We start from the raw sequence: 11183 nt of genomic DNA, 5'->3' as shown, positions 1-11183 counted from the left end.
CGACGAGACATCGCCGCCCCTCCTACTGCTACCCGCGGTTCTGACCGGGTGTGCCGGGAGTGCCCGGTGTGCCGTAGCCGCCGGGGCCGCCATTGCCGCCGTTGCCGCCGGTTTGGCCGTTGGTGCCCGACCCACCGGCGCCGCCCGCACCGCCCTGACCATTGAGGGTGCTGTTGAGGTAGGTGCCGCCGGCACCGCCGTCGCCGCCGTTGCCGCCGGTGCCCGCACCCATGGGGGTGCCGGTACCGTCGCCGCCGGCGCCGCCCGCGCCGCCGGCCGCACCGATGCCCCCGTCACCCCCGGTGCCGCCGGTACCGCCGGTGCCGACGCCGTTGATGACGGGTAGCCCGGTCACGGTGCTGGTCACTTCGCCGTTGCCGCCGGTGCCGCCCGCGCCACCGTGGCCGGCTTGGGCAGCGCCCCCGGCGCCGCCCGCGCCGCCGGTGGCGGTGCCGGAAACGTTGGCGTATTGGGCGAGTACGGCGCCCTGCCCGCCGGCCCCACCGGTGCTACCGGCCCCGCCGGCCCCGCCGGCCCCACCGGTGCCGGTGCCGGCGGCGGTGACTCCGCCCAGGGCCTGGACCCCGCCGAGGCCGCCGACCCCGCCGGCGCCGCCGTCGCTGTAGCCGCCGGCGCCGCCGAGGGCGATGCCGTTGTCGACGGTGCCGCCGGTGCCGCCGATGATGACGCCGTTGCCACCGGCGCCGCCGGGACCGAAGGACGTTCCGTAACCGCCGGCGCCGCCGGTGGACTGGCCGGTCGCGGTGCCGTTGTAGCCGTTGATGCTGGCGCTACCGCCGGCCCCGCCGGCGCCGCCCAAGCCCGCACCGCCGGTGCCACCGGTGGCAACTCCGGCGGCGCTGCTGGGCGCGTTGCTGTTGAAGACGCTGCCGTTGGCGATGATTCCGGCCCCGCCGCCGACCCCGCCGGCCCCGCCGTCGGTGCCGGCGCCGCCATTGCCGCCGGTGGCGCTGCCCGTCGCGGTGGCGGTGCCGCCGGCGCTCCCGGTGAAGGCACCGACCTGTCCGGCGCCGCCGACGCCGCCGACACCGCCGTCGGTGCCGGCGCCGCCGTTGCCGCCGGTGGCTGACGCAGTGCCGGTGACGGTGCCGGTGCCTTGGACAAGGCCCTCGCCGCCGTTGCCGCCGACGCTGCCCGAGCCGGTGCCGTCGCCACCGTTGCCGCCGGTGGCGGTGCCGCTGACGTCGCCGCTGCCGGCGGCAACGACCTGTCCGACGCCGCCGTCGCCGCCGACGCCGCCATCGGTGCCGACGCCGCCGTTGCCGCCGGTGGCGATGCCGGTGACACTGCCGGTGCCGGCGGAATCGACCACGCCGACGCCACCGTCGCCGCCGGTGCCGGTGCCGACGGCAGCGCCGCCGTTGCCACCGGTGGCGGTGCCGCTGGCGTCGCCGGTGCTGAACGTCCCCAAGACCGCGGCGCCGCCGGTCCCGCCGTTGCCGCCGGCGGCGCTGGTAGTGCCGTCAGCGCCGGCGCCACCGATGCCGCCCGTGGCGGTGCCGCTGACCGTGGTGCCGCGGGCAGCTTCGGCGGCGCCGCCGCCACCACCCCCTCCACCACCGCCGCCATAACCAGGCCCGGCGGCGGTGCCCACACCGCCAGAGCCGCCTTGACCGCCATGACCGCCGGTGACGGTGACGGTGTCGTTGACGGTGCCGGGGCCGCTGGCTTGGGAATCGGCGTTGCCGCCGTTGCCACCGGACCCGCCGTTACCGTCCACGCCGCCATCGGCGCCGACCCCGCCGGTGCCGCCGGTGCCGCCGGTGCCGCCGTCCTGCGGTAGGCCGCTTTGCAGGACGCCTTGGCCGGCGCCACCTTGACCGCCGTTGCCACCGGCCCCACCTTGGCCGCCGCCGACCCCGCCGATACCGGCCCCGCCGCTGCCGCCCTGGCCGCCGTCACCGCCCTGGCCGGCTGCGTAGCCGGTGCCGCCGCCACCGCCGTATCCACCGGTCCCGCCTTTGCCGCCGGCGCCGCCGGTGCCGTTGGCGCCGACCGAGCCGCCGTCGGTTGCAGTGCCGCCCGCACCCGCAGCGCCGCCGATGCCCCCGGTGCCGCCCCCGGCGCCCGCACCGGTGCCGGTGTTGGTGCCGCCGGTGCCGCCGTGGCCGCCGCTGCCACCGGTTCCGCCGGCGCCGGCGTTACCGCCGCCGACCCCGCCGATGCCGGCCCCGCCTTTGCCGCCCTGGCCGCCGGCACCGCCCTGGCCGCCCTGGTCACCGGCGGTGGGTGAGTTGGCGTCGCTGGTGCCCACCGCGCCCGTTCCGCCGGTGGCGCCATCGCCGCCGTCGCCGCCGTTACCCCCGCTGCCGTTGGTACCCGCGGTGCCGTGTGCGGCGGTACCACCGGCGCCGGCGTTCCCGCCGTCACCGCCCGCGCCGCCGGCACCGCCGTCGCTGCCGGTGCCGTTGTTCACCTCCGGCACGCCGGTGAGACCGGGGTTGCCGTCGCCGCCGTCGGCGCCATTGCCACCGTCGCCACCGGCCCCGCCGTTGCCCGAGATCGAACCGCCCGCACCGCCGGCCCCACCGTTACCACCGGAGCCGCCGGTCTGACCGGGGCCGGCGGCGCTGACGGAGACGGTGCCGGCCACTCCGCTGCCGCCGTTTCCGCCGCCCCCGCCGTTGCCGTAGTCGCCGCCGGCGCCGCCAGCCCCACCGTTACCGCCGGAGTCGCCAAATGCCGCGTTGGGGTCGGTGGACGGGTCATAGCCCGCGCCCCCGGCCCCGCCGTTGCCGCCGCTGGTCACCTCCGCGCCGTTGCCGCCGCTCCCGCCGGCGGTTCCGGTGTTGGTCGCACCGCCGCTGCCGGCAGCGCCACCCTTTCCGCCGCCGCCGGCTTGACCGGGGTCACCGCCGCTGCCGCCGGCCCCGCCGTCCGGATTGGTCGCTGTGCCGTTGGCGCCGGCACCGCCGGTGCCGGGTGCTCCGGCGGCCCCGCCTTGGCCGCCGTGCCCGCCGTCGCCGTTGTCGCCGGCGATGCCGTTGGTGGCGGTTCCGCCGGCACCTCCGGTTCCGCCGGCCCCGCCCGTGCCGCCGTTCCCGCCGTCACCGGCGTCCGCACCGGCCCCGGCGTTCACCGCGAAGTCACCGGCCACGCCGTCAGAACCGGCGCCGCCCTCGCCGCCGGACCCGCCTCCGCCACCGGCACCACCGGCGCCGCCGTCACCGAACAGCAGCGACGCGCTGGCCCCGCCAGCCCCGCCAACACCGCCGGTGCCGCCGGTCACGCCGTTGGCCCCGGTCGCCCCAGGGTTACCGGCCCCGCCGTTGCCGCCTTGGCCGCCGGCGCCGCCGTTGCCGAACAGCCAGCCGGTGGCGTCGCCGCCGGCTCCGCCGGCGCCGCCGGTTGCCCCCGAGGTGGCGGCGTCGCCACCGTCGCCACCGGCACCGGCGATGCCGTAGTCGGTGTTGCCGCCGGCGCCGCCGTCGGTTCCGTCGAAGCCGTCACCGCCGGCGCCGCCGTTGCCGTCGTAGGCGATGCCGCCGGAACCGCCGGCATCGCCGGTCGCGTCGCTGTTCCAGCCGGCTCCGCCGTCGCCGAACAACAGCCCCCCCGCGCCGCCGGTGGGGTCTGCCTCGGTTCCGGCGGTGCCGTTGCCGATCAGGATGCCGGTGCCACCAACGTCGGCCCACAGCGTGTTCAGCGCACTGTCGAATGACACGGTGAGTGGGCCGAGGAACGTCGTGCCGGCGATCCACTGTTGGTCAAAGTCGTGCATCGGGATGTAGACGTACTGGTCGAACAGCGCCGCCCAGTCGGTTGGGCTTGCGGCGGCCACCGCGTCGGAGGCATCCGTGCCCGATGCCGAAGCCAGCGCGGGATCCAGTAGGTCCAGCAGCCAATCGAATTCGTCGCCGTGCGCTGGGGGCGAAGTGGCCAGCGGCGTCATCCCGAACGCCAGGAAGGCCCCCGCCGCCGTCCCGGCACGCACCACCCGACGCCGCCCTAAGCCCCTACCTGATCCGCCGGGTGTCTTGCTGCGCTGACGAGCCATCGCCCGCCCCCTCTGACGATGAGACCGACAACGACGCCGAATCTGGGATCAAAGCGTCAAATGTGGTCGAACTTAAAGACTGCTGATCGAAGTAAGATACATCCGATGGTTATGGAAACCAAGGTAATGGGGAATGTTTTACAGTCAAACATTCACGAAATCCGGCCTCTATCACAGGATTGCAAACGGGATTGATGGTCATTTCCGGGATATTCAACCCATCCGATGGATATCTGTCTATTATTGTTTAATATTCGACACAATAATGTACGAATCGGGGGTTTTGGTTGACTTGTGTCGGTCTTGGGTGAATCTGCGGGGCTCACACTTATTCGAACCGCGCCAGGCAGCGGTCGACGTCGCCGAGGACCCCGGTGCGGAACGCGTCGATGCGGGAGAAGCCGGCCGGAACCGTGTCGCCGTTGACGTCGCTGGCGGCCAGGCCGTTGGCCAACAGCCCGGCGACCGCCTCGTCCAGATCGCCGGCGGTCAGCGCGACGGTGTTGCCGCTGGATGTGCTGACCCCATTGGACAACCCGGTGGTGGCGACCCCGGTCAAACACCCGGTCCGCAGCGCGGTCTTGGCACTGTCGAGGACCAGGCCGCCGCGCTGGGCCTGAAACGCCATCATGTACCGCGACACCAGCACCGAGTAGGCGGTGTTGTCGCCGGACAGCATCGATACGACATCGCCCTTGCTCGGCGTGCCCATCGTCGTCAGCTGCGGCAGATCCACCGCAACGGTGTTGGAGTCGGGACAATACGACGCCGGTGGACTGGGCCGAGCGTTGGCGCAGGAGCCCGCGGCGCCGCCATCGAAGCTCAGCTGCGGCGGGTCGGCCAGCGGGAACAGGATCGTCATCGCTTCGATGATGGTGCGCGCCGACTCCTCGGTGACCGGCCATTCCCCGGTCTGGTCCTGCTGCAGGGCGACCGGCAATTCGCCGCGGCGCTGTTCGATCTCGTGCATGTCGATGGCCGCGCACGCCAGGGCGCCGTCGGTGAAACCGAATTGAAATGCCGAGATCCGTTCGAAGGCCGAGCCGTGCTCGGCCTTGCCGTCCTCGACATCCTCTGCGTGCGACACCGGGTCGCGCAGCACCAGCATCGCGGACAGCACCGCGTTCAAGCCGTCTCCGGTACTCACGGTGAAGCGGGGCGAGTCGCCCTGCGCGACCCAGCGCAGATACACCCCGGCAAAGCAGTCCGCCTGCTGCTCGGCTACCAGGACCGGGTTGTGACGCTTGTTGAGCTTGGCCATCCGGCTGATCGCATGACCGTACTCGTGGGCCAACACCATGGTGATGGCCACGTCCCCGTAGGCCTTGCGCAGCACCGGCAGCAGGATGCCGCGGTCCCATCCGATGGTGTGGTCCAGCTTGCAATACACAGCGTTGACCAGCTTGAAAGTGCGTGTGTTGCAGAACTTTCCACCGGGATCACGCGGATTCCAGGACACCAGCTTGGCCACCGGCTTGAATTCACCGCCGAAGGTGTCCGCATAACCGGCTTCCCAGAATGCCTCCAGATCACTGACGGCCGCAGCGGCCAGTTCGTCGATCCGCCCGCCGTCGCTGTGCTCTACCTCGCGGGTCGCGGCGGCCGCGTCGGGCCTCAGACCGGTCGGCCCGTCGACGGCGTCCAGGCCGCCGACCCTGAACGGGTCGGCGAACACCGACACCGCGGTACCGCCCAGCACCGTGGCGCATGAGGAGAGCAGCAGGCAGACCGCGACGAGAACCGGCCCCAGGTGTCGTTGACGCATCGGGCGGTACCTCTCGGGCTGTCGGTTCGGGGCCGCTCACCAGGATAGGCGGTGCAGCCGTCACCCGGTCTTGACGCGCCCGAGCACGGGATAGACCGTCTCCTTGCCGCGGCGGCCCTTGAGTTCGACAGATTCGCCTGCGCCCCAGTCGAACTGCTTCTCAACGGCGCTGTGAACACCGTCGGTCACCATCACCGCCGCCCGCCCGTCGCGGCCTGCCAGCCCCGACAGCCGAAACGCCACGTTGGTGGCGTCGCCGATGACCGTGTCAGCAGAACGGGTCATGGCGGCCATGGCGGCCATGCCTCGCACCACACCCCAGCCCATCCGGATCGGTGAACCATCCGGTCCTCGCAACGCCAACTCGGGTGCGAGCTCCACGACGCAGTGGTCCGCTGCCAGCGCGAAATCAATCGCCAACTCGATCGCATCTGGAAACCTGTCGCGCTGCCAGACCGCGAACATCGCGTCGCCCGCGTAGTGGCTGAGTGTGCCGTGGTGGGTGCGCAGCACCCCGCTGAGTTGCTGCCACAGCGTGTGCAGGCTGCGCGCCACAACGCTTTCCTCGGTCACCTGCGAGATCGTCGAGTAGTTCACGATGTCGCCCACGACCATCACCATGGCGGCCTCGGTGATCCGGGCCCGGGTTCCCCGAGCGGTACCGGAGGGGACCGCGGTGAACCGCTTGGAGTGGAACGTCAATGCCACCTCACCGATCCGGATCTGATCGCCGGGCCTGATCTGCAGCAGCACCGCGCGCTCGATGCGCACACCGTTGAGTAGCGTGCCGTTGCTGCTGGTGTCGACCACGAAAGCCTGATCGCCGGCGGTGTCCAGCCGGATCTCCAGATGGGTGCGCGAGATCTCGGGATCATCGATCAGCAGCCTGCGCGGAGCGCTGATCCCCGGACATTCCCGGCCGATGAACAGCTGATCGACAATCGGCACCCGGCGCCCGTCGTCCACCACCAGGAAGGCGAGTGGCTCATCGATCGGCCCGCCCGGCACGTTGGCAGTTAGCGCCATGATCGCCTCACAGCTAGCCGTCGGCTGATCTCATCCGAGTCAGTCTGTCGTGGATGTGAACGGGCCGATGATACCGAGTCTGCGTGGCGTTGCGCCGCGGTTGTGGCAGACCGGCGCCTTGCAGCTCCGATGGGACGGATGAGCTGCTGTTGAGCGGTTTTCCGATAACGGTCAGAACCGTGTTCCGGGAGGAATACGATGCAAACCGGTTCACGCACGGAACCACCGCTTGCGCGAAGGGCGAGGCCACGATGCCGAAACGTGACAGTGCGCACCATCACATCGAATTTTGCTGTCCGTAAATAATATTCGGCGCGGATACGGACTTTTCTCCTCAACTCCCAGGGTGAATCGAGGGCACAATGAGTGAAGGACCGCAGGGGCCCGGATGGTGGCAGGCCTCAGATCGCCGATGGTATCCACCCGAGCGGCATCCGAGCTACGGTGCACCGCCCCCGCAGCCATCGATGCCGCCACCGGCACCACAGGCGCCGCCGCCGATGCAACCGCAGGCCTTCGCGGGACAGCAGGCCGCGCCACCCTGGCCCGGTGAGTATTCCGGGGCTGGGTACGCCGGCGGCATGCCCCCGGCACCCGGGTATGGTCCGCCGGCCGAGCCGGTGGTGAGCATTGGCGCGGCCTTCAACTATGCGATATCGAAGTTCCAGGCCAATGCCCGCGAGATCCTGATCGCCGGTGTGGTCTGCGTGCTGGCGTTGATCGTGCTGACCGTGATGTCGTACCTCGTCGTGCTGACCGGGATGATGGGCGCCGCTGAAGAAGGCAGCGGCGGGGGCATGCTGCTGTTCTTCGTCGGACTGCCGCTGTTCGCGCTGGTGCCGCTGGTCGGTCAGTGGCTGTTCCAGATGGTCATCATCCGCGGCTCGCTGATGATCGTGAACGGCCAGACACCGCTCAGCCTCCAGCGGATGTTCAGCACCGAACAGATCGGCAGCTATCTGCTGGGCGCCGTGATCGTGTCCGTCGCCACGGCAGTCGGTTTCATGCTGTGCATCATCCCGGGTCTACTGTTCTTCTACTTCTCGGCGTACTGGGGCTACTTCGTCTTGGGCAAGCAGTTGAGCCCGATCGACGCGATCAAGGCGAGCTTCAGCTTCGTCAACAAGAACTTGGGGTCGCTGCTGCTGCTGTTCCTGGCCTGCCTGATCGTCTATTGGCTCGGGGCGTTGTTCGCGTTCTTCGGTCTGATCGTCGCGGTGCCGCTCATCGTCATCGCCCAGAGCTTCATGTGGCGTCGCCTGCAGGGCGAGCCGGTGGCGCCCTGAGCCCAACGAACCACGCCGGTGGATGAGGTTGCCTTCGGGCGTTACCGGCTGATCGGGCTGATCGGCCAGGGTGGCATGGGCAAGGTGTACCGGGCCCATGACACGGTCATGGGCCGTGACGTGGCGGTCAAAGTATTACCGGCGGAGTTGGCTACCGAGCGGGGCTACGAGGAACGGTTTCGCCGTGAGGCGTTGACAGCGGCGCGGTTGAACGAGCCGCACGTCATCCCGATCTTCGATTCCGGGGAGATCGACGGCCGGCTGTATCTGGTGATGCCGATCATCGAAGGCATCGATGTGCACACCTTGTTGCAGCGCGACGGGCCGATGACTCCGCAGCGGGCCGTGCAGGTGATCGAGCAGCTCGCCGCGGCGTTGTCCGCCGCACACCGGCATGGCCTGGTGCACCGTGATGTCAAACCGTCAAATGCGTTGGTAACCGGTGATGACTTCGTCTACCTGATCGACTTCGGGATCGTGCAGGACGTGGCGGCAAGCCGGCTGACGAGCACCGGAATGATGGTGGGAACGCTGGCATACATGGCGCCGGAGCGATTCACCGCCGGCACCGCCGATGCCCGCTCCGACGTGTACGCCCTGGCGTGCGTGCTCTATGAATGTTTGACCGGCGCTACGCCGTATCCGGGGGACAGCCTGGAACAGCAGATCGCCGGGCATCTGACGTTGGCGCCGCCCAGACCCAGCGAGCGACGCCGGGGTCTGGCCGCAGGCTTCGATCAGGTGATTGCGGCGGGGATGGCCAAATCGCCGGATCAGCGTTACCAGAGCGCACGAGAGTTGGCGCTGGCAGCGCGCCGCGCCCTGACCGAAGAGCCCGCCCGTGCGCCTCAACGCGTGTCGGCGCTGCCGTCCCCGCCGCCCCCGCCCCCGCTGCAGCCGCCCAGCCGGGGCCGCGCCGGCCTGATCGCGGCGATGGTCGCGAGCCTGGTGATCGCGGCGGCCGTCGTCAGCGTCGTCGGTTATCTTCTGCTGCGGCAGGACCATTCGCCCACCCCAACCCCCACTGCGCAACCGGCGCCGCCTGCGTCGCCGACCGCGCCACCCGCACCCCCCGCATCCCAGTCGGTTCCGCCCGCGCCCGCACCCGCTCCCGGGATTCCGGGCTTGACGCCGTTCGTCGGGATCTGGCAGGCGCATACGCAGCGGCTCGTGATCGACACCACCGGCGCCGGGCATTTGACCTACCAGGGTTGTACCAGCTGCGCCACGCCCACCGAGAACACCGTTGATTTCACCCTGACGTCGGTCACCAACGGCGTCGCCAGCGGCAGCGTAACCACCACCTCGGACTCGTACTACGACGGAAAGCCGGTGACCGCCATGGTCGCTGCGGGCTCGCCGGGCCAACTCCTCGAGTTGACGATCGGTGGCCTGCAGCAGCTGCCGCTGTGCAACGTGGTCGCCGAGGCCGCCGGCGAGTGCGGAGCCTGACATTTCGGTGAATCGAGAAAGGCAACGACGATGACGACCCCTCAACCGCCGGCGGGTTGGTACCCCGATCCGACCGGCGGTCCCGGCCACCTGTACTGGGATGGCTCCAGTTGGCACGCCAACCTGATCCCCACCGGGCCGCCGGCCGCGGTGCCCGCCGCGCCGGCTGCTCTGGTGTCGCCACCGGAGTCCGAAGAGCGACGGCTCAGCGTGGCCGAACGAAACCAGATTCTGATGCAGGAGTTGGCGTACCGGGTGAACAGCGGCGGAGTCGTGGGCTCCGTCAACACCACCACCGGCACTGTCAGCGTCAGAAGAACCGGCCCGGTTGTCACACAGCGCGGCGAGACGTGGGCGGAGATCACCTATGCGGCACGGTTCACCCACCCCGCCGCAATTGTGCTGCGCTGCATGTACGTCTTGCTGACGTGTGGTTTCTACCTACCGTTTTGGATCTACTTCCTGGGCAAGAAACCCAAGGTCTACATGCTCGAGGTCGACGAGTACGGCCACAAGACCTCCACACAGGCCGAGATCACCACGGCGCAGCGGGTTCAGCGTTGGGTGGTGGTCGCCGCGCTGCTGGTGTGGATCTACCTGGGCCTGGGCGTCATCGGCGCGTTCCAGATCGCATCGCAGAACTACCAAGGATGACGGCATCGCCGGCGCGAGCGGGTCGGCTCAGAACGGCCGCACGGTGGTGTCGACGGCGATGAACATGCCGTGTTTGGTGTCGTCGTTGGCGAATCGGATACCGGTCCGGTCGGCGGCCACGGTCCAGCCCTGGATGCGGTAGGTCTGGCCCGGGCTCACGGTGTCAAAGGGGGGATGGGGGTAGCCGACGCCGATATTCGCGCTGCGGTAACGGAACTGGCCCGATGCGGTGACGACCGCCTGATCGCTCTCGGGGGCTTGGGCGAAGCGTCCCTGGCAGACGACATTGGGGCCGACTCGCGGATCCGCGTCATCGGAGCCGATCTCGCACAGCATCTGCGGTGTCTGGGTGTTCAACTTCGCGTCGTGTCCCGGTGTGGGGTCGGCGCTGACCGGTGACGCGTGGACCAACGCGATGATGACAAGCCCAACTATCGCATGACCTCGGTGATTTCCCCTCCCGGAGGGCGTGAAGGTCATCTGCCTCGGCGCCGGCCTCATCGACGCATCCCGCTAGTTGCCGCCTGGAGCGCTGGTGTCGAAAGTGCCGCCCTTCTTGGTGACATCGGCGATGCAGCCCTCGATGAACTCGTCCTCGTTGGTTCCGCCGGAGGCTGATTCGTAGGCACCCGCACAGGACATGGTGGCCATCTGCAACTGAAGGACGGTGAAGCCCTCCGCGGCCTTGTAGCCGGCGTCATAGGACGCGCTGTGCCCTGACCCACCCCCACCGCCGCCGCACGCCGCTGTCGTCGTGATCACCAGCCCGCCGATGGCGAGCACGAGTGCCTTCTTCATTTTCGTTTCCTCCTGGTTGGTAGGGATCTTCGGGGTCCTTGCAGAAAGTGATGATGTCGGCACTTGAGTTCAGGGTGACAGGGTTGCGGCCCGCCGGATGGAGAATCGGTCCTCGATTTCTCGCGGTTGCTGACGGTGGACGGTCGTTGTGGCCGTCAGCAAAAGAATGCCGGCGCCGTCTTGG

General features: G+C 69.9%; 8 protein-coding genes. 3 read left to right on the top strand and 5 right to left on the bottom strand.

Annotated features, from left to right (window positions below; all coding sequences use genetic code 11):
* Positions 1 to 28: 28 nt before the first annotated feature.
* The 3 genes from AC5Y36_RS05880 to AC5Y36_RS05870 all read right to left on the bottom strand — a co-directional run bounded on the left by AC5Y36_RS05880 (position 29) and on the right by AC5Y36_RS05870 (position 6809).
* The gene (locus AC5Y36_RS05880; RefSeq protein ID WP_500039925.1) at positions 29 to 3958 is read right to left on the bottom strand and encodes a PE family protein; all 3930 of its coding nucleotides are present in this window, start codon (positions 3956 to 3958) and stop codon (positions 29 to 31) included.
* A gap of 388 nt (positions 3959 to 4346) precedes the next feature.
* A complete protein-coding gene (locus AC5Y36_RS05875) occupies positions 4347 to 5783 on the bottom strand; it encodes a neutral zinc metallopeptidase (RefSeq protein WP_500039924.1) in 1437 nt (478 codons plus the stop codon).
* Positions 5784 to 5843: 60 nt separating this feature from the next.
* Positions 5844 to 6809, bottom strand: a complete 966-nt coding sequence (locus AC5Y36_RS05870) for an FHA domain-containing protein (RefSeq protein WP_500039923.1) — start codon at positions 6807 to 6809, stop codon at positions 5844 to 5846.
* A 500-nt stretch (positions 6810 to 7309) separates the two neighbouring features.
* Between AC5Y36_RS05870 and AC5Y36_RS05865 the strand changes: the two genes are divergently transcribed.
* Genes AC5Y36_RS05865 through AC5Y36_RS05855 form a run of 3 tightly spaced genes read left to right on the top strand, consistent with a single transcriptional unit; the run spans position 7310 to position 10201 of the window.
* On the top strand, positions 7310 to 8095 hold the full coding sequence (locus AC5Y36_RS05865; RefSeq protein ID WP_500039922.1) for a hypothetical protein: 786 nt from the start codon (positions 7310 to 7312) through the stop codon (positions 8093 to 8095).
* An 18-nt stretch (positions 8096 to 8113) separates the two neighbouring features.
* Positions 8114 to 9547 (top strand): serine/threonine-protein kinase, encoded by a 1434-nt coding sequence (locus AC5Y36_RS05860; RefSeq protein WP_500039921.1) that lies wholly within the window; start codon positions 8114 to 8116, stop codon positions 9545 to 9547.
* A 30-nt stretch (positions 9548 to 9577) separates the two neighbouring features.
* The gene (locus AC5Y36_RS05855) at positions 9578 to 10201 is read left to right on the top strand and encodes a DUF2510 domain-containing protein (protein ID WP_500039920.1); all 624 of its coding nucleotides are present in this window, start codon (positions 9578 to 9580) and stop codon (positions 10199 to 10201) included.
* 27 nt (positions 10202 to 10228) lie between these two features.
* Here AC5Y36_RS05855 and AC5Y36_RS05850 read toward each other — a convergent pair whose 3' ends face one another.
* Positions 10229 to 10612, bottom strand: coding sequence for a hypothetical protein (locus AC5Y36_RS05850; RefSeq protein WP_500039919.1), 384 nt, complete (start codon positions 10610 to 10612; stop codon positions 10229 to 10231).
* A gap of 102 nt (positions 10613 to 10714) precedes the next feature.
* Positions 10715 to 10999: a hypothetical protein gene (locus AC5Y36_RS05845; protein WP_500039918.1), complete on the bottom strand. Its 285-nt coding sequence runs from the start codon at positions 10997 to 10999 to the stop codon at positions 10715 to 10717.
* Positions 11000 to 11183 lie beyond the last annotated feature (184 nt).

The sequence above is a fragment of the Mycobacterium sp. NGS50 genome (genome assembly GCF_059812545.1).
Note: the sequence above shows the minus strand (reverse complement) of the source record. Positions and strands in the feature narration are given on the sequence as shown.